This window comes from Kribbella sp. HUAS MG21 (assembly GCF_040254265.1).
Taxonomy (GTDB): Bacteria; Actinomycetota; Actinomycetes; order Propionibacteriales; family Kribbellaceae; genus Kribbella.
Genome location: NZ_CP158165.1, coordinates 4,433,579 through 4,452,061, shown reverse-complemented (window position 1 = coordinate 4,452,061; position 18,483 = coordinate 4,433,579). Strand labels below are relative to the sequence as shown.

Genomic DNA, 18,483 nt, shown 5'->3' with positions numbered 1-18,483 from the left:
GAGGAGTGGGATGAGCGAGCAGCAGGGTTGGGCGGCACCGCGGGCCGAAGGAGCGGTGACCGGTCGCGTCACCGTGCCCGGATCGAAGTCGCTGAGCAACCGCGCGCTCATCCTGGCCGCGATCGCCGACGGCCCGTCGCATCTGACCGGCCTGCTGGCCGCGCGGGACACCGCGCTGATGCGGTCCGCGCTGGTTTCGCTCGGCGTAGGCATTTCGGAGAGCGGTACGACGGTCACTGTCACCCCCGGCTCGCTCAAGGGCCCGGCGGACGTCGACTGCGGCCTGGCAGGGACCGTGATGCGGTTCGTCCCGCCGGTCGCCGCGCTGGCGGACGGCGTCGTCGCCTTCGACGGTGACCCCTACGCGCGGGAGCGGCCGATGGGCGTCATCCTGGACGCGCTGCGCACCCTCGGCGTACGGATCGACGACGGCGGCACCGGGCGGATGCCGTACACCGTGTCCGGCACAGGCTCGGTGCGCGGCGGGAAGGTGACGCTGGACGCGTCCGGGTCGAGCCAGTTCGTGTCGGCGCTGCTGCTCGCCGGTGCGCGGTACGACGAAGGTGTCGACATCCGGCACGACGGGAAGCCGGTGCCGTCGCAGCCGCACCTGGACATGTCGGTGGCGATGCTGCGCGAGCGCGGGGTCGCGGTCGACGACGCGGAGCCCAACCGCTGGGTGGTTGCTCCGGGCCCCATCCGGGCCCTGGACACCGCGATCGAGCCGGACCTGTCGAACGCGGCGCCGTTCCTGGCCGCGGCGGTCATCACCGGCGGCTCCGTGACCGTGACCGGCTGGCCGGCGGAGACCACGCAGCCGGGCAATCACCTGGGCGACATCTTCACCCGGTTCGGCGCCGAGGTGACCCGGACCGAGGACGGGCTGACCGTGCGCGGGACCGGACGGGTGCAGGGCTGCGACCTCGACCTGGGCGAGGTCGGCGAACTCTCCCCCGTCATCGCCGCGGTGGCCGCGTTCGCCGACGGACCGTCGTACCTGCGGGGGATCGCGCACCTGCGCAACCACGAGACCGACCGGCTGGCCGCGCTCGAGACCGAGTTCAACGCGCTCGGCGGGGACGTCACGCAACTCGAGGACGGGCTGGCGATCCGGCCGAAGCCCTTGCACGGCGGGCTTTTCCACACGTACGCCGACCACCGGATGGCCCACGCCGCCGCCGTCCTCGGCCTGCTGGTCGACGACCTCCGCATCGAGAACATCGGCACCACCGCCAAGACGCTGCCAGAGTTCCCGGACATGTGGTCGGAGCTCGCTAGCTGATGTCGCGGTACGACGAGGAGGCCCGGTACGACCGGCCCAAGCGGCGCACGCGGCCGCGGACCAAGGACCGCCCCTCGTACGACGACGCCGCCGAGGCGTTCGTGATCACCCGCGACCGCGGCCGCTACACCTGCTGGGTCGACGGAACCGACGGCCGGGAGGTGACCGCGATGAAGGCGCGGCAGCTCGGCCGTACCGGCGTGATCGTCGGGGACCGGGTCAAGCTCGACGGCGACGCGAGCGGCGCCGAGGGCACGCTCGCGCGGATCGTCGAGGTCGTCCCGCGGACCACGCTGCTGCGCCGGTCCGCCGATGACGACGACCCGGTCGAGCGCCCACTCGTCGCGAACGCGGACCAGCTGGTGATCGTCGTCGCGGTCGCCAACCCGGAGCCCCGGACCGGGCTCATCGACCGCTTCCTGGTCGCGGCGTACGACGCCGGCATGCGGCCGCTGCTCTGCCTCACCAAGACCGACCTGGCCGACCCGGACCCGCTGCTCTCGATCTACCGCCCGCTCGGCGTCGAGTCGGTCGCGACCCACCAGGGCGGCGACCTGAGCGCACTCCACGAGCAGCTCCAGGACCGCACCAGCGTGCTGGTCGGGCACTCGGGCGTTGGCAAGTCCACGCTGGTCAACGGCATCATCCCGGGCGCGGACCGGGCCACAGGCATCGTCAACGTCGTCACCGGTCGCGGCCGCCATACCTCGACGAACACCGTCGTACTGCGGCTGCCCGGCGGCGGCTGGCTGATCGACACCCCGGGCATCCGCTCGTTCGGGCTCGCGCACGTCGACCCGGACAAGCTGATCCACGCGTTCCCGGACCTGGCCGACCTCGCCGAGGACTGCCCGCGCGGCTGCACGCACGCCGCCGACGCACCGGACTGCGCCCTGGACGACGCGGTCGCCGAGGGCCGCGCCGACGCCGACCGGGTCGCGTCGTTCCGCCGGCTGCTCGCGAGCCGCGCCGCCGGCAGCTAGTCCTACTTCGGGCCTACTTGGGCAGCTGGCCGTCCCAGACCGCCTTCGCGCCGGCGTCACCGGTGCGGACGGTCTGCCAGATGACCAGTACGCCGACCACCACGACGGCAGCTTGCGTGACGAGCTCCAGCGGGCGGCTCTTCGTTGCCTTCGTCCCCTTGCCGCTGGCGAGCGGCGACGTACCGCCGAGCAGCAGGAACGCGGCCACCGCGACGACCGCGAAGATCAGGCAGAACCAGAACAGCAGGTCGCCGCGCTCCTCGTGCACCGCGACCGCCTTCCCCAGCGTGGGCACCGCCTGCACGAACGCCTCGCCGCTCTCCTTCGCCACGAACGCGACGACCACCGTCCCGAGGCCGAGCAGCAGCGCCGGCCAGCGCAGCAGCCAGCGCCACTTCGGGACCAGCGCGAAGACGATCCCGGTCAGCGCTGCGACCGGCAGCAGCACCACGGCCAGATGGATCACCAGCACGTGCAGTGGCAGGTCTCCGAAGCGCTCGAACATGGACGCCTCCCGGCAGTCGTCAGGACGTGATCAGACACTAATGGCACGTTCAACGACCTCGTTCGGTTCACTGCGCGGCGCAACCGATCCGCAACGTTTCCCGGACACCCAGGCCCCTCCGCGGACGGATCAGGCTAGCCTTCCGGCATGCCTTCGCACACGGATGACCTGCGGCTCGCCCACATCCTGGCCGACGACGCGGACTCGACCACGATGGACCGCTACAAGGCGCTCGACCTGCACGTGGCCACCAAGCCCGACCTCACCCCGGTGAGCGAGTCGGACAAGAAGGTCGAGGACGTGATGCGCAAGACGCTCGCCCGGGCCCGGCCGCGGGACGCGTTCGTGGGCGAGGAGGACGGCACCAGCGGCTGGGGCGTGCGGCGCTGGGTGGTGGACCCGATCGACGGCACCAAGAACTACATCCGCGGCGTCCCGGTCTGGGCGACGCTGATCAGCCTGATGATCGAGGACCAGGTGGTCGTCGGCGTGGTGTCCGCACCCGCGCTCGGCAAGCGCTGGTGGGCGTCGTACGGCGACGGCGCCTGGACCGGCCGGGCGCTGCACTCGTCGCAGCCGTGCCGGGTCAGCGACGTCAGCAAGCTCGAGGACGCCTCGTTGTCGTACGCCTCGCTCAAGGGCTGGGAGAAGATCGGCAAGAAGAACCAGTGGGCCGAGCTGATGGACAGCTGCTGGCGGACCCGGGCGTACGGCGACTTCTGGTCCTACATGCTGGTCGCCGAGGGCGCGGTCGACATCGCCGCCGAGCCGGAGCTGAACCTGTACGACATGGCCGCGCTCGCGATCATCGTCGACGAGGCGGGCGGGAAGTTCACGTCGGTCGACGGCGCCCCCGGCCCGAACGGCCCGAACGCCGTCGCCACCAACGGCCGGCTGCACGACGAGGTGCTGAAACGCCTGGAGTGACCCGGTTTCCCGACCACGTATGGTGGCCGGTATGCCCTTGACGTACGCCATCGCGGAGCAGACGCTCGACAACGGCCTGCGGGTCGTCGTCAGCTCGGACCGCGCCGTCCCGATCGTCGCCGTCAACCTCTGGTACGACGTCGGCTCGCGCCACGAACCGCCGGGCCTGACCGGTTTCGCGCACCTCTTCGAGCACCTGATGTTCCAGGGGTCGCGCAACGTCGCCTCCGGCCAGCACTTCAGCCTGCTGGAGACCGCCGGCGCCAGCCTGAACGCGAGCACCTTCTTCGACCGCACCAACTACTTCGAGTCACTGCCCAGCGGCGGTCTCGACCTCGCGCTCTGGCTCGAGGCGGACCGGATGGGCTACCTGCTCGACGCGGTCAACCAGGAGAACCTCGACAACCAGCGCGACGTGGTGAAGGAGGAGAAGCGGCAGTCGTACGACAACCGCCCGTACGGCGACTCGTACGAGCGGCTGGTCCGGCTCGCGTTCCCCGAGGACCACCCGTACGCGCACATGACGATCGGCTCGATGGCCGACCTGGACGCGGCGTCGCTGGAGGACGTGCACGCGTTCTTCCGCAAGTACTACGGGCCGAACAACGCCGTCCTGACGATCGTCGGCGACGTGTCCGAGGAGGACGCGTTCGACGCCGCCAAGCGGTACTTCGGCCACCTGCCGGCGATCCCGACGCCACCGCCGGCCCCGGACGGCACGATCGGCCCGCTGACCGACGTACGGCGCGACGACGTGGTGTCCGACGTACCGTCCGACCTGGTGACGATGATGTTCCGGCTGCCGGTGGACGGTACGCCGGAGCTCGACGCGGCCGGGCTCGCGCTCGACATCCTCGCCGCCGGGCAGAGCGGCCGGCTGAACCGCCGGCTGGTCCGCGACGAGCAGATCGCGCAGTCGGTGTCCGGTGGCGCGCTGCCGCTGATCGGCGGGGTGTCGTTCGGGACGCTGACCGGGATCGCGTCGGACGGCGTCGACCTGCAACAGGTCGAGGACGCGCTGCTCGAGGAGATCGAGAAGCTCGCGGCCGACGGCGTCACCGAGGACGAGCTCGCGACCGTGCAGGCGCAGGCGGAACGGGACTGGCTGGAGCAACTGGCGACGTGCGCGGGCCGCGCCGACGAGATCTCGCACCACGCGCTGCTGTTCGGCGACCCGAACCGGATCAACACCCGGATCGACCAGATCCAGGCCGTCACGGTCGAGCAGGTGCAGGAGGCCGCGCGGACCTGGATCCGCGCCGCGGGACGCGTGCAGGTCAGCTACCGGCGCAGCGAGACCGCCTCAGCTTCGGGAGGAGAGCAGGAATGAACCAGGTGCTGACGACCCCGCCGCCGGTCGGCGCGCCGCGGCCGTGGAAGTTCCCGGAGGCGGTGACCACGCGGACCGCCGTCGGTACGCCGGTGCACGTCTTCGACCGGCCCGGGCAGTACGTCGCGACGGTCCGCGTGACGATCGCGATGCCGCTGATCGCCGAGCCGCGCGAGCTCGAAGGCGTCGCGACGATCATGTCCCGGACGCTCGACGAGGGCACCGAGCTGCACTCGGCCAACGAGTTCGCGGCGGCCCTGGAGCGGCACGGAGCGGCGTACGGCGTCGATGTCAGTTCGGACGCCCTGCACGTGGAGATCTCGGTGCCGGTGTCGCATCTGGCGCCGGCGGTGCAGCTGCTGGCCGAGGCGATCACGCGGCCCGCGTTCAACCAGGCCGACGTCGGGCGGCACGTAACGATCCGGCTCGGCGAGATCAACCAGGAGCGGGCGAACGCCGGGTACCGGGCCCGTGAGGCGTTCGCGGCGCACCTGTTCGACCAGTCGACGCGGCGCTCCCGGCCGACCGCAGGGACGCCGGACACGATCCGGCCGCTGACGAACGTCGCGGTCGCCGACTTCTACCGGCAGAACATCGGTCCGGAGCGGGCGGAGATCCTGTTCGCCGGGGACGCGACCGGTGTGGACGTCGCCGGGATCATCGACGAGGCCTTCGGCAGCTGGACCTCCGAGGCCGCGCCCGCTCTCGAGACGCCGGAGCCGCTGTACCTCGTCGGCAACCGGGTCGTGCTGGTCGACCGGCCGGGCTCGGTGCAGAGCCAGCTGCTGATCGGCTGCGCCGGCCCGGACCGGCGGGACCCGGCGTGGGGCGCGGCTGCTGTCGCGAACCACGTGGTCGGCGGGACGATCACCTCCCGTGTGGACACCGTGCTGCGCGAGGAGAAGGGCTACACGTACGGCACGCGGACCAGCTTCGCGGCGCCGCGCAAGGGCGGCACCTTCAGCCTCGGAGGCGCCGTACGGACCGAGGTCACCGGCGCCGCGATCGGTGACGCGCTGCGCATCCTGCGCGAGGCCCGCGACGGGCTCACCGAGCAGGAGGTCCAGGAGGCGAAGGACAGCCTGATCCGGACCGCGCCGCTGCGCTACGAGCAGGCCGACTCGGTCGCCCAGCAGGTCGGCAGCAACATCGCGAACGGCGTACCGATCGACTTCGCCGACACGTACCTGACCACGATCGCCGCCACCACCGCTGAGGCCGCGACGGAGGCGTACCGGCGGTACGTCGGTGCCGACGGGCTGCTGGTGGTCGTCGTCGGGGAAGCCAAGGACGTCCGGCCGCAACTCGAGGGCCTCGACCTCGGGGACCTGATCGAGCTGAGCTGAGCTGCTGCTGCCCCGGGTTCCGGCCCGGGGCAGCGACGTCAGCTGGTGATGTAGTTGGAGAGCTGTTCCTTCTCGAACTCGAGCTCGCCGATCCGGGACTTGACCACGTCCCCGATGCTGACCAGGCCGGCGAGATTGCCGTCGACAACGACCGGGACGTGCCGGATCCGCTGGTCGGTCATCAGCCGCATCAGGTTGTCGATCAGGTCGTCGGGCGTACAGGTGTGTACCTCCGACGTCATGATCGCGCTGACGCGGACGTCGCCCGCGTCCGGCGTACCGTTCCACAGCCGCACGATGTCCCGCTCGGACACGATGCCGGCGACCGCGGCCCCGTCCGGGCTGACCACCACGGCGCCGATGTTGTGTTCGGCCAGCAGGGCGAGCAGTTCGGTGACAGTGGCTTCTGGGGAGATGGTGACGACCTGGTTGCCCTTGCCGCGCAGTACGTCGTTGATCTTCACGGAGCCTCCTGCAGATCGAGGACCAATACCCCACGGTAACGGCAAAGCCGCGATCACCCCCAGTGACAACGACGGACAACCGCCCGACCAGGGCCCTCATCGGGCAGGATGGCACCCGGAGGTGGACCGATGGACGTACTGGAGCCGCCACGGGTCACCGAACGCCCGCCGCAGGACTACCTGGGCATCCGGCTGGTGACACCTTTCCGAGGCATGCTCGGCAAACGCAACGACCTACTCGACGAACTGTCCTCATGGCTGGCCAACCACCGGATCGACGACGCAGGCCCGTTCTTCCTACGACTGCACGTAATCGACATGAACGGCCCAATGGACCTGGAAGTCGGCGCAATGACGCCTCCGCCTGTCCGGCCTGCCGACCACCGAGCCCGGGCCGGCGATGGTCGGGTTCGGCCGGGGATGCTGCCTGGTGGTCGGTACGCGACGATGACCTACCGCAATCACTCGCTGCGTGCCAACCGCGCGCTGCTGGAATGGACTGCCGCCGAAGGTCTCGTCCTCGATCGCCGGGAGAGCGCGGCCGGCGACATCTTCGGCTGCCGGTACGAGGCGTACCGCACCGACCCCCGCACCGAACCCCGCAAGACCAAGTGGGAAGTCGAACTCAACCTCCGGCTGGCCGACTGACCCCGCCACATATTCCCGCGCGCCCGCCTACGCCCGCCCGTAGGATCACCTGGTTCAGCCCGCCGGTTGCCAACTCGGGCTGTCCGGCTGCGTTTCGGTTGCGGGGTTGAGGGGGTTTGCTGTGGCTTGGCGGCAGGATCTCGCCGTACTGCGGCATCGGGACGTGCGGGTGTTCGTGTCCGCGCGGTTCATCTCGCTCCTGGGATCGTCGATCGCCCCCGTCGCGCTGGTGTTCGCCGTACTCGACGTCTCACACTCGGCAAGCGCGGTCGGAATCGTCCTCGCCGCCCGCAGCATCCCGAACATCGTGTTCCTGCTGCTCGGCGGCGTGATCTCCGACCGTCTCCCCCGGCACCTGGTCCTCGTCGTGGCGAACAGCGTCAGCGGCCTCACCCAGGTCCTGGCCGCTGTACTCGTCCTCACCGGTCACGCGACAATCTGGCAACTCGCCGCGATCGAGGCCGTGAACGGCGTCGCCGCGGCGTTCGTGATGCCGGCGATGACCGGCATCCTCCCGTCGATCGTGGACCGCGCCGAACTCCCCCAGGCGAACGCAATCGCCGGCTTCGCCCGCTCCGCGGCGATGATCGGCGGCGGCGCGGTCGCCGGCGTCATCGTCGGCCTGACCGGCCCGGGCATCGGCCTCGCGGTCGACGGCCTGACGTTCCTGCTCGGCGCGCTCCTGCTGTCCCGGCTGACGATCCCGCGCATCGAGCGCGCGGCGACCTCGGTTCTGGCCGACCTGCGCGAGGGCTGGCGCGAGTTCGTGTCCCGGCAGTGGGTGTGGGTGATCGTGCTGGCGTTCGCGCTGCTCAACCTGATCTTCACCGCCTGTTACCAGGTCCTCGGCCCGGTGATCGCCGACCGCACCTTCGGCCGCGCCGGCTGGGGCGTGGTGAGCGCCTGCTTCGGCGCCGGACTCGTTGCCGGCGGCATCGTCATGCTCCGCCTGAAGCCGCGCCGGCCGCTGCGCACCGGGATGTTCGGCATGCTCCTCGCGGTCCCGGTGATGCTGTGCCTGGCCTTGGTACCGCAGCTGTGGGCGATGGCGATCGCGGCGTTCGTCCTCGGCATCGGCTTCGACATCTTCGGGATCGGCTGGGAGACCGCACTCGGCCAGCAGGTCCCGATCGACAAGCTGTCGCGCGTGTCGTCGTACGACATGCTCGGCTCGTTCGTCGCGGGTCCGATCGGCCAGCTCACCGTCGGGTACGTCGCCGTCGCGATCAGCGCGAAGGCCGTCGAACTGTACGGCGCCGCGCTGTTCGCCCTGATCACGGTCGCCGCCCTGGTGGTCCCGTCGGTCTGGAACCTGCGCCGCCTCGACGCCTGAACCCGCGTTCCCGGCTACGTCCGCGTCGTACCTGCGTAGGGTGGACGCGTGAGCTCAATCGTTCCAGGCCCGAAGAAGAAGCTCGAGGAAGACATCACCGCGGCCCGCGCCGGCGCCAAACCGCTCGACGCGAGCGACCTCAACCCGTCCGCGCCCCGCCCGGAGAAACTGACCGGCCTGGACGACTGGCCCGAAACCCTCCGCGCCACGATCGAGGCCGAACACACCCGCGTCACCGCCCTCGAAACCAACCGCCGCCAAACCGCCGACCGCGCCGTCCCCGCCCTGGTCCACGGCCTCGACACCCTCCTCTCCGAACTCGCCGACCACCTCAACACCACCAAGCCAGGCCTCTTCACCAAGCCGACCACCCCCGAACCGAACGCCGACATCGCAGCCCTCCTAGGCATCCCACCCGAAGACCTACCCACCACCCCGTCCCGCGCCGACTACCGCACCGCCCAACGCACCATCAAACAACTCCGCTCCCACCTGAAGGACCTGGAGACAACCCCCGACCACGCCCGCCTAACCCGTCTCACCACCTTCCTAATCCGCCTCGCAGTAGTCATGGAAGCCGCCCCCACCCCCACCACCACCCTGACCCCCACAGCCCTAACCCGCTTCACCAACAACTCTCCCGACCCCCAACGAAACGCCACGTTCCCCGAAAAACTCACCACCTGGCAACAAACCCGCCAGTCCCTAACTACCCCCTGACCCCGCCCTCACACACACAACCCAGCGCACCCTCAGCCCACCCGCGCCACCAGCAACCCAACCGACCAGGCACACGAGCAGACCCACCACACCACCGCCACACCACCGCCACACCGCCAAACCACTCTCCCGCCTGCGCACGACCCTGGTCGAAATCACCAGCCACTCGCACCACTAGCCCGACGCCCAGCCACACCGCATCGCCAGCCCTGACGCCCAGCCACACCGCACCGCCAGCCACACCGCACCACTAGCCCCAGCGTCTGGCCACGCCGCACCACCAGCCGCAACGCCCAGCCACACGGCACGACCAACCCGCCCCCGGCCGCACCAACAGCCACCACAAGCCGGGACGACAACACAGCCGAACCCTCCCAGCCACCCCAAACGGCTCAGCGAACTCCTTCCGCCGCTCCCCCATTTCGCCGCGCGACTGCGCCTCCCTCCAACGCGGCTGCAGGACGCCGACGGCCATCCATGGTCAGTACTCGCGCAGTCCGCAGACGACCCGACCGAAACGAGCCACCGAGCGGCCGCTGTCAGATCCCCAGCCTTCACCGCCGTTTCCCCACCGACGACACGACCATGGCCCTCGGCGACGGCCTAGTCGTCGACAGCAAGCCGATGCCCGGCAGTCCGTTAACGCAGCGCAGTTCTCAGCGCAGGTCTTCTCGGGCGCACACGTTCTCGGGCGCACGTGTCCCCGGCGCACGTGCCCTCGGCGCACGACGACCGACCCGCCGCCCTCTCGCCTGGCGTACCTGTGCCTGATGATCCCGCGGGCCCGAACCACACAAGCCGCCGCTCCAGCCAGTCAGCCCGCGACCGCATCCACCGCGTCCGGGGCCGACGGCGCCTCTTCACCCCGAGGAATCACCCGCACACCCGCAACCGACGCCGACGGATTCGACCCATTGCCCGCGCCATCCTCATCACCCCACGGGTTCACCGGCACACTGCCACCCGACCCCGGCGGACCCAGCGCGTCGTCGGTGCCCTCATCACCCCATGGATCCATAACTGCACCCTCCCCGGCAACAGAACGCACCATGCCCTGGGCGGCCGAGTCCCTGCCTGGCGGCGGATCGTGGGCCCACGGGATAACCGGCACGGCGGCCGCCGACCGCAGCAAACTCAACCGATCACCGGTCCCGCCCGTGCCGCCAGCCTCGCCGGTCTCGCCGGTCTCGCCGGTGGCGCCAGTCTTGTAGGTTCCAGGGCTCTTGTTGGCTCCGCCGCTCGTGTTGGTTCCGCCGGTCTCGTCGTGGTCGCCCCACGGATCCGGGCAAGGGTCATCCACCACCGACAACCGGCGGTTCCCCGCACGATCCGAGCCAACATCCGGGCTGAGAGGCGGCGGAGCAGCCCACACCGGCGGCCGATACCGACCCCTCGGCACCCGGCCAGGATCAGCCCACCGCGGCCGCGTCACCTCAACGACCCCGTCAACGATCCGGATCGCCCAATGCCCCGCATGCAAATCCAGATGGTGCCGCTTACACAACAACACCAAGTTCGACACCGCTGTCACCCCACCATCAACCCAATGCCTCAGATGATGAGCCTCACACTGAACCGGCGGTGCCCCACACACCACACAACCCTTGTCCCGCGCATTCAACGCCCGCCGCATCGGCCGCGTCACCAACCGCTGACTGGTCCCCACATCCAACGGCTGCGATTTCGAACCGAGGACGATCGGCAGAATCTCGGCGTCGCAGGCCAGCCGGCGGATCGTGGCGGCGGACAGGGTGTCACCGAAGACGAGCTCGCCGGTCGCGTTCGCCGTGGCGGTCTTCAGTGCCTTGTAGTCAATGGTCACACTGATGTGCGCCTTCACTCCATGGCCAGCCACGAACCCTTCACCAGAACCAGAACCAGAACCAGCACCATAGCCGGCACCAGCGGACGCGGCCACAGGTTGGGTGGCGACCAGAGCAGCAACAAGCTCGCCGTCCGCGTCCGTCGCATCGGCGGCGGAAGCGGCCACGCCGGGAGCAGCGAGAGCGTCGGAAGCAGCGAATGCACTGACGGCTTCCAAGTCTGGGAGTGGCTCTTGTGCCGGTTCGGTCGGTGGGGCTGTCGTCGCGGTGGCCGAGTCGCCGGCGGTCGTCGCCGCATTGGGCACCGCGTCGGTGGCCGCGTCGGTGGCCGCGTTGGTGGCCGCGTTGGTGGCCGCGTTGGTGGCCGCGTTGGTGGCCGCGTTCACGGTTACGTTCGTGGCTCCGCTGGCGCCTGTGGTGGCAGCGGTGTTCAGGATCGTGGTGAGGGCGTCGGCTTGGCGCTTCTCGCGCGAACGCGGATCGAGCTCGCCGTCCACGGTCTTGTGGGGGCGGGCTCCGGCGTGGATCAGGGTGCGGAAAAGTTCGGCGTTCTCGCACGCCAGGTAGCCGCGGAAGCTCACGCCCTGTTCGGCGTTCTTCCAGGACAGCGACTCCCGCGCGTAGGCCAGTTTCTCGTCCGGCTCCGGGCCGTCGGGGTCGAGTAGATCGACGATCTTCTTGCCCGCCGCCCGCAACTGCGACGGCGTGTGCGTTTCCGCGAGGATGATCAGCTGCTGCTCGGCGAACTCGACGTTCTCAACCGGCACCGTCGTCGGGATCTTCGCCAGCACCGACACGATCGCCTCGGCCTGCGCCGGGTGCACGCGCCACCCGCCGGTCGCGTCGGGCGCGCCCCGTTCAGCGTCCGGTTCGGCGTCCAGTTCGGCAGCGTCCCCGCCGTCACGAGGCTCAACATCCGGCGCACCGTCGGTCTGGTCAACCTGATCCTTCCCGGCCTCGGGGTCGGGGTGTGCGGTGGCGGGGTTGTGGAAGGGGATGGCGGGGTCGGGCAGGGCCGCGGAAGTGGCCGAGTGGGCGGACAGGGCGACGGCCAGGCGGACCGTGCGGCGGGCGGTGGGGAGGTCGATGCGGTAGCGCTCGCTCAGCAGGCGGGCGGTGTCGCCGGCGCCGATCTCCTGGGCGTAGCCGTTGCGGTCCAGTTCGGCGATCAGCTGGAGTTCGTGGGTCTCCAGGCGGGCGCGTTCGGCGACGTTCGCGTCGAGGGCCGACAGCTTCTCGCTGTCGTTCATCGCCCATACGGGCCGTTCGCCGAGGGTCTCCATGCAGACAAGCCTAGACCTGACCACCGACAGTTTCTGTCCCGAGAATCCCTTGTTTGCAAGGGATCTCGAAATACTGCGGTTTTCCACAGTGTCACATTGAGGGAAACCACAGCACAAGATTGTTGCTATGTACCACGATCTGCCGCGAAGCCGGCGACAAGTCGAGTTGCCGTTGGTGATCGCCGACGTGTCAGTGGTTGCGAGGCGCACGGATGCACCTAGGTCACACCCCGCGGGGTCGGCCAAGCGTAGGCGAGAAGCGAGCGAGCAAGCGATCCGCAGGTTGAGCTACAGGAGAGTCGGGGTTGGGCATGGGCGAGCTGCGCTACTCACCACCAGCCCGGCATACCGCCTGAGACGGCCGGAAGGCAGCCGGGCAGTCCACTTCCCGAAACAGCACACCAAGCAGCGCCGCCAACCTCCACCAGTCATCAACCGCCACGCACACCGCCGGAGGCGGCCAAAAGGCAGCCGGCGCGCAGCGGTGTCCGCTTTCCAGGCGAGGCATGAAGCAGCGCCGCAGGCCTGCGCCACGCACTACCTGCCGCGCACGCCGCCGAAAGGCGGCCAAAGGACAGCCGCCGCGCAGCGGTGTCCGCCTTCCCAGACAACACACCAAGCAGCGCCGCAGGCCTGCGCCACTCGCCGCCTGCCGCGCACGCCGCCGAAGGTGGACGAAGGGCAGTCGCTGCGCAGCGGTGGCCTTTGGGCGGGGGGCGGGTGGGGTTAGCCCTTGATGGCGCCGCCTAGGGCGAAGGCTCCGCCTAGTTTGCGGCTGAGGAGGAGGTAGAGGAGCAGGACGGGGGTGGTGTAGATGAGGGAGTACGCCGCCAGTTGGCCGTAGTTCGGTTCGCCGTACTGGCCGAAGAAGGTGAAGATGCTGACCGAGGCGGGGAGTCGCTCCGGGGAGAGGAGCAGCATGAAGGGGACGAAGAAGTTGCCCCACATGCCGATGAAGGTGAAGATCAGCACCACCGCGATCCCGGGCCACATCAGCGGCAGGACGATGGCCCACAACGCGCGCATGTTGCCGGCGCCGTCGACCCAGGCTGCTTCCTCCAACGAGATCGGTACGCCGTCCATGAACGTCTTCGTGAGCCAGATCGCGAAGGGCAGCGCGGACGTCGCCATGAACATAATCGTGCCGCCGATCGTGTCGACCAGGTTCAGCTGGACGAAGAGCCCGTAGACCGGGACCATGACCGCGGTGATCGGCAGACCCGTACAGAACAGCACCGTCAGCAGGAACGGCCGGTTGAAGCGCGTCTTGAACCGGGACAGCGGGTACGCCGCCAGCACCGCGCACACCATCGTCAGCAGCGCCGCGCCGCCGCACAGCACGATACCGTTGAGCACCGGGCGGTACGTCGTGTCGGTGTTCAGCACCGCCTTGAAGTTCCCGAGCGTCGGATTCGTCGGGAACTCGACCCGCAGACCGGCGGTCCGGTTGATCGACGCGAACAGCACCCACAGCAAGGGGAGCACGAAGAGTACGCCGATCGCGAGCAGGATCAGGTTCGACGCCAGCTTGCTCAGCCGGTCCCGGGCAATCACGCCGCCTCCGAGTTGAGTCCACGCAGGTAGATCAGCGAGAAGACCGCGCCGATCGCCAGCATCACCAGCGCGATCGCCGTACCGTAGCCGATCTGGGAGAAGCTGAACGCCTGCTCGTACATGTACAGCGGCAGCGTCTGGCTCTTGGTGCCGGGGCCGCCGCGGGTCATCGCGTAGATGAGGCCGAACACGCTCAGCGTCTGCAGCGTGATCAGCATCAGGTTGGTCATGATCGCGCGGGTGATCATCGGCAGCGTCACGAACAGCAGCCGCCGCCAGCCGCCCGCACCGTCCATCTCGGCGGACTCCTCGATCTCTTTAGGAATCTCGCTCAGCGCCGCGGAGTACACCAGCATCGAGAACGCCGTACCGCGCCAGATGTTGGCGAGCGACACCGCGATGATCGGTGCCGCGTACAACCAGTCCTGTCCGGGCAGGCCGACCGCGTGCAGCATCACGTTCAGCGTGCCCTCGTCGTTGAAGAAGGCGCTCAGCAGGTACGCCGCGACCACCTCGGGCAGCACCCACGCGCCGATCACCGACGTACCGACGAAGTTGCGGACCAGCTTCGTGGACTTCCGCATCAGCAGCGCGAGGCCGAGGCCGAGGGTGTTCTGGCCGATGATCGCGGAGATCAGCGTGAACACCAGCGTCAGCCAGATCGCGTTCGTGAACGCGCCGCTGCCGAACGCCTTGCGGAAGTTGTCCAGCCCGACGAACTTGACGTCCGCGGCGCCGGTGCCGGTGAGCGCCATGTTCGTGAACGCGGCGTACAGGCAGTAGATGATCGGGCCGGCCAGGAAGACCAGCATCAGCCCGATGGCCGGCGAGAGCGGCAGCATCCGGAGGAAGTTCGCCGCCCGCGGCCGGCCGCTGCGTTCAGCGGGCGCGGCCGTGGTCGGCGCGACAGTCGTCGTCACAGGGGAGATTTCCCTTCCGGGCCAGGGATTACTGGCCGGTGCTCTGGGTCGTCGTCTTGTCCTTGGTGACGATGCCTTCGACGGCCTCGTCGTAGTTCTTCGCGGCCTCGTCCGGCGTGGACTGTCCGGTCATCACCGCCTCCATCGCGGTGATGATCTCGTTGGAGACCTTCGGGTACTCCGCGAACGCCGGGCGGTACACGGTCACCGAGACCAGGTCGGTGAAGAACTTCGTGCTCTTCGCCGAGTTCTTGTAGCCGGGGTCCTCCGCGACGTCCTTCCGGACCGCGATCTGCGCGCCGTCGGTGGCGTACTTCGTCGCGTTCTTCTGCGTCTGCAGGGTCTTGATCAGGTTCCAGGCCGCGTCCGGGTTCTTGGACTTCGCCGGGATCGCCCAGGTCCAGCCGCCGGAGAGGCTGACCTTGCCCTTGCCGCCGCCGTCCTGGGTCGGCATCGCGGTCTGGCCGAGCACAGTGGTCCACTGCGGCCACGGCTTCGCGCCGGTCTTCTGCCAGTTGCTGTAGATCCACGAGCCGTCGAGCGCGATCGCGAGCTTGCCGCCGGGCAGCAGTTCGGTGCCGACCTTGCTGCCCATGTTCGGGTCGAGCGCCTGCTTCGGCGACGGGCCGAGGCCCTCGGTGTAGATGGTCTTGATGAAGTTCAGCGAGTCCTTGAAGCCCTGGCTGCCGACGACCCACTTCTGCTGGTCGTGGTTGTACAGCGAGTCCTTCGTGCCGTACAGCAGCATCTCGAAGCCCTGCATCGCGGAGGCCTCACCCATCGGCTTGCCGGAGTACACGTTCATCGGGATGACGCCGGGGAGCTTCTGCTTGATCGTCCGGGCCGCGCTGAGCACGTCGTCCCAGGTCTTCGGCTGCCAGTCCTCCGGCAGTCCGGCCTTCTTGAACAGCTCCTTGTTGTACCAGAGCGCCCGGGTGTCGGTGCCGTCCGGTACGCCGTACGTCTTGCCGTCGAGCGCCTTGGCCGCGCCCTTCGCGGTCTCCTCGAACTGGCCCCACTGGTCCCAGTCCTTGATGTAGTCGTCGAGCGGCTTCAGGTACCCCGCGGTGATGTCGGAGTTGATCAGGAAGGTGTCCTCGTAGACCACGTCCGGTGCGGTGTTCGGCGACCGCATCATCAGCTGCAGCTTGGTGTAGTAGTCGTTCTCCGAGGCAACGATCGGCAGGATCTCGACCTTCGAGCCGGGGTTCGCCGCCTCGTACTCCGTCTTCACACCGGCGAGGAAGTTCTTCATCACCGTGCCCGGGCCCCACTGCTGGTACGCGATCTTGATGTTCGCCGGGCCGGCGCTCTGCGAGCCGCCCGCCTCCGGCTGCTTGGTCGTCGAGCCCTGGCTGCAGGCCGAGACCGCGAGCAGCAGCGCACCCAGCGCGGCCACAGCTTTGAAACGTTTCCTTGTCACCATCAGGTCCACCTTCGGGCAATCGTTGTCATCCCGGTACCACGGCCCAAACCCTGCGGGCTTTCCCGCGACCGTAGGAGCCTCGGCCGAGCGAAGTCAATGCTTGACAGACAACGTTGTCGCCCCAGTAGCGCGATAACGCGGTGACCCGAACGTAACGATCCGGTCACCGCGTTGTCATACCGCTACTTTGTCAGGCCGCAACCGCCGGCGCCTCCTGACGGGCCGGTACGGCGCGTCCCCGGCCGCGGAGCGCCCCGAGTCCGCAGAAGACCAGCCCGGCGAGCAACCAGCAGCCCAGTACGACGAGTGGCCCGGCAGCGCCGGCGCCGTCGAAGAAGCTCACCGAGCGCAACGCGGTACCAGCAGCGCCCGGCGGCAACAATTGCCCCAGAGCACCCCAGCCGCTCGGCAGCATCTCGGGCGCGCTCGTCATTCCGGACAGCGGATTGCCGAGCAGCATCATCACCGCGCCACCGATTGCGAGCCCCGCCGTACCGAGCAACCACTCCAGCCCGAGCAACGTGAGGCTGATGGCGGCGATCGACAGCGCGATCACGCCCGAGTTGCCGAGGTAGCTGCCCTCGAACGAGCCGAGCCAGTACTGCAGTACGGCGGCCAGCGCCAGCCCGCCGGTGACGGCGAAGGTCAGCGCGCCGATCATCCGCTTGGTCCCGGAGCGCACCAGCTGGGTCAGGGCACCGGCGGCGAGAATCCCGCCGAGTACGAGCGGCAACGCCCCAGCGGCGAGGCCGGCACCGCGCGGATCGTCCTGCGGCAGCGGGACGACGTCGGTGACCTTCGCCGGGGCCTCCGGCGACATCCGGCCGGCCAGTTGCGTCAGGACCTGCGCGACCGACGGCCCGCCGGCGGACGCGGTGACGATCTCGGGTTGCGCCGCGTCGAGCACGATCGCGCCATACGCGTCGCGGTCCTGGATGCGCTGCACGGCCGCCTGCCGGTCCGGTACGGCGGTGATCTCGAAGCCGCCCGGCATCGCCTGGTCGAGCCTCGCCGTCACCTGCTGGACCGCGGGCGCCGGGCCGGAGACGGCGATCGGCAGGTCCCGTGGTTCGGAACGGGCGGCCGGCCAGGCGAACGCGATCAGCAACACCGTGAGGACCGCGGTCAGCAGCGTGATGACGGCGATCAGGGGCGGCCGGCGACGGTCGGCCGCGTGCGCCTCAGTGGTCATGGTTCCGCACTCCCTCGAGCATTAAAACCGAATGATCGTTCTTTATCGACACCAGCGTGGCGAGCAGGTCGCCGACTTGTCAAGAACGGACATTCGTTTTAGGTTGCGGGCGTGCCCAAGGTCACCGAGGAACACCGCCTGGCCCGCCGCGCCCAGATCGTCGCGGCGGCCCGCAAGTGCGTCATCGAGGAGGGCTTCCACAAGACGACGATGGCCGACGTGATCCGCGAGTCCGGGCTCTCCGCCGGCGCCGTCTACGGGTACTTCAGGAGCAAGGAGGAGATCGTCGGCGCGATCGCCGAGGACGCGCTCAGCTCCGTCGACGAGCTCTTCGAGCAGATCCTGTCCACGGAGGGCCCGCTCACTCCCCTGGCCGCGCTGCAGACAGCCCTCGAGCACGTCGTCCTGATCGCGGAACGCCCCGGCGGCGACGTCACCCGGGTCGGCGTCCAGGCCTGGGCCGAGGCGTTGCGCAACCCGGGCGTGATGGCGACCGCGGTCGACAAGTACACCCGGCTGCGCGGCCACTTCGAAGCCGTCGTCCGCCGGGCGCAGGCCGACGGCACCGTCGATCCGGACGCCGACCCGAAGCACGTCGCCCAGGTGATGTTCGGGACCCTGCCCGGGTTCATCCTCCAGCGCCTGCTGATCGGCGACGTCACGCCGGACAGCTACGTCGAGGGTCTGCGGGCGCTCTACCGCTACTAGGTGGGGTTTCACCCACCTGTCCTGACGGCCCAGCACCAT

The 18,483-nt window shown here is 69.3% G+C and carries 16 protein-coding genes; 9 read left to right on the top strand and 7 right to left on the bottom strand.

The genetic code is table 11. The features are described from left to right. Positions 1–10 precede the first annotated feature (10 nt). Together aroA and rsgA are read left to right on the top strand one after the other, a co-directional pair. Positions 11–1,282 carry a 3-phosphoshikimate 1-carboxyvinyltransferase gene (aroA, locus tag ABN611_RS21895; protein WP_350274072.1) on the top strand — a complete coding sequence of 424 codons (1,272 nt, stop codon included), beginning with the start codon at positions 11–13 and terminating at the stop codon, positions 1,280–1,282. After that, positions 1,282–2,265, top strand: a complete 984-nt coding sequence (gene rsgA / locus ABN611_RS21890) for a ribosome small subunit-dependent GTPase A (protein ID WP_350274071.1) — start codon at positions 1,282–1,284, stop codon at positions 2,263–2,265. The genes aroA and rsgA overlap by 1 nt, the downstream gene beginning before the upstream one ends. Before the next feature lie 13 nt (positions 2,266–2,278). Here rsgA and ABN611_RS21885 read toward each other — a convergent pair whose 3' ends face one another. Then, on the bottom strand, positions 2,279–2,770 hold the full coding sequence (locus tag ABN611_RS21885; protein WP_350274070.1) for a DUF2231 domain-containing protein: 492 nt from the start codon (positions 2,768–2,770) through the stop codon (positions 2,279–2,281). 147 nt (positions 2,771–2,917) lie between these two features. On the opposite strand from ABN611_RS21885, the gene hisN reads away from it, so the two are divergent. Genes hisN through ABN611_RS21870 form a run of 3 tightly spaced genes read left to right on the top strand, consistent with a single transcriptional unit; the run spans position 2,918 to position 6,373 of the window. Further along, entirely contained in the window at positions 2,918–3,697 is a 780-nt protein-coding gene (gene hisN, locus ABN611_RS21880) for a histidinol-phosphatase (protein WP_350274069.1), read from the top strand. 31 nt (positions 3,698–3,728) lie between these two features. Beyond that, on the top strand, positions 3,729–5,027 hold the full coding sequence (locus ABN611_RS21875; RefSeq protein WP_350274068.1) for a pitrilysin family protein: 1,299 nt from the start codon (positions 3,729–3,731) through the stop codon (positions 5,025–5,027). Further along, positions 5,024–6,373 carry a pitrilysin family protein gene (locus tag ABN611_RS21870; protein ID WP_350274067.1) on the top strand — a complete coding sequence of 450 codons (1,350 nt, stop codon included), beginning with the start codon at positions 5,024–5,026 and terminating at the stop codon, positions 6,371–6,373. Before ABN611_RS21875 ends, ABN611_RS21870 begins: the two co-directional genes overlap by 4 nt. A 38-nt stretch (positions 6,374–6,411) precedes the next feature. Here the strand turns inward: ABN611_RS21870 and ABN611_RS21865 are convergent, their stop codons facing one another. After that, on the bottom strand, positions 6,412–6,837 hold the full coding sequence (locus ABN611_RS21865) for a CBS domain-containing protein (RefSeq protein WP_350274066.1): 426 nt from the start codon (positions 6,835–6,837) through the stop codon (positions 6,412–6,414). Between the two features lie 129 nt (positions 6,838–6,966). Here ABN611_RS21865 and ABN611_RS21860 point away from each other — a divergent pair, with 129 nt between their 5' ends. The 3 genes from ABN611_RS21860 (at position 6,967) to ABN611_RS21850 (ending at position 9,538) form a co-directional block, all read left to right on the top strand. Further along, positions 6,967–7,485, top strand: a complete 519-nt coding sequence (locus ABN611_RS21860; protein ID WP_350274065.1) for a GyrI-like domain-containing protein — start codon at positions 6,967–6,969, stop codon at positions 7,483–7,485. 121 nt (positions 7,486–7,606) lie between these two features. After that, positions 7,607–8,818 carry an MFS transporter gene (locus ABN611_RS21855; protein ID WP_350274064.1) on the top strand — a complete coding sequence of 404 codons (1,212 nt, stop codon included), beginning with the start codon at positions 7,607–7,609 and terminating at the stop codon, positions 8,816–8,818. A gap of 48 nt (positions 8,819–8,866) precedes the next feature. Next, a complete protein-coding gene (locus tag ABN611_RS21850; protein ID WP_350274063.1) occupies positions 8,867–9,538 on the top strand; it encodes a hypothetical protein in 672 nt (223 codons plus the stop codon). Positions 9,539–10,352: 814 nt separating this feature from the next. Here the strand turns inward: ABN611_RS21850 and ABN611_RS21845 are convergent. The 5 genes from ABN611_RS21845 to ABN611_RS21825 all read right to left on the bottom strand — a co-directional run bounded on the left by ABN611_RS21845 (position 10,353) and on the right by ABN611_RS21825 (position 17,736). After that, the gene (locus ABN611_RS21845; protein ID WP_350274062.1) at positions 10,353–12,644 is read right to left on the bottom strand and encodes a DUF222 domain-containing protein; all 2,292 of its coding nucleotides are present in this window, start codon (positions 12,642–12,644) and stop codon (positions 10,353–10,355) included. 726 nt (positions 12,645–13,370) lie between these two features. Then, positions 13,371–14,198 (bottom strand): carbohydrate ABC transporter permease, encoded by an 828-nt coding sequence (locus ABN611_RS21840; RefSeq protein ID WP_350274061.1) that lies wholly within the window; start codon positions 14,196–14,198, stop codon positions 13,371–13,373. Further along, a complete protein-coding gene (locus ABN611_RS21835; RefSeq protein WP_350274060.1) occupies positions 14,195–15,118 on the bottom strand; it encodes a sugar ABC transporter permease in 924 nt (307 codons plus the stop codon). Before ABN611_RS21835 ends, ABN611_RS21840 begins: the two co-directional genes overlap by 4 nt. 28 nt (positions 15,119–15,146) lie before the next feature. Further along, complete coding sequence (locus ABN611_RS21830; RefSeq protein ID WP_350274059.1) at positions 15,147–16,544, bottom strand: extracellular solute-binding protein; 1,398 nt, start codon at positions 16,542–16,544, stop codon at positions 15,147–15,149. A gap of 190 nt (positions 16,545–16,734) precedes the next feature. Continuing rightward, positions 16,735–17,736, bottom strand: coding sequence for an ABC transporter permease (locus ABN611_RS21825; protein WP_350274058.1), 1,002 nt, complete (start codon positions 17,734–17,736; stop codon positions 16,735–16,737). A 111-nt stretch (positions 17,737–17,847) separates the two neighbouring features. Between ABN611_RS21825 and ABN611_RS21820 the strand changes: the two genes are divergently transcribed. Then, positions 17,848–18,444 carry a TetR/AcrR family transcriptional regulator gene (locus ABN611_RS21820; protein WP_350274057.1) on the top strand — a complete coding sequence of 199 codons (597 nt, stop codon included), beginning with the start codon at positions 17,848–17,850 and terminating at the stop codon, positions 18,442–18,444. The last annotated feature ends 39 nt before the right edge of the window (positions 18,445–18,483 follow it).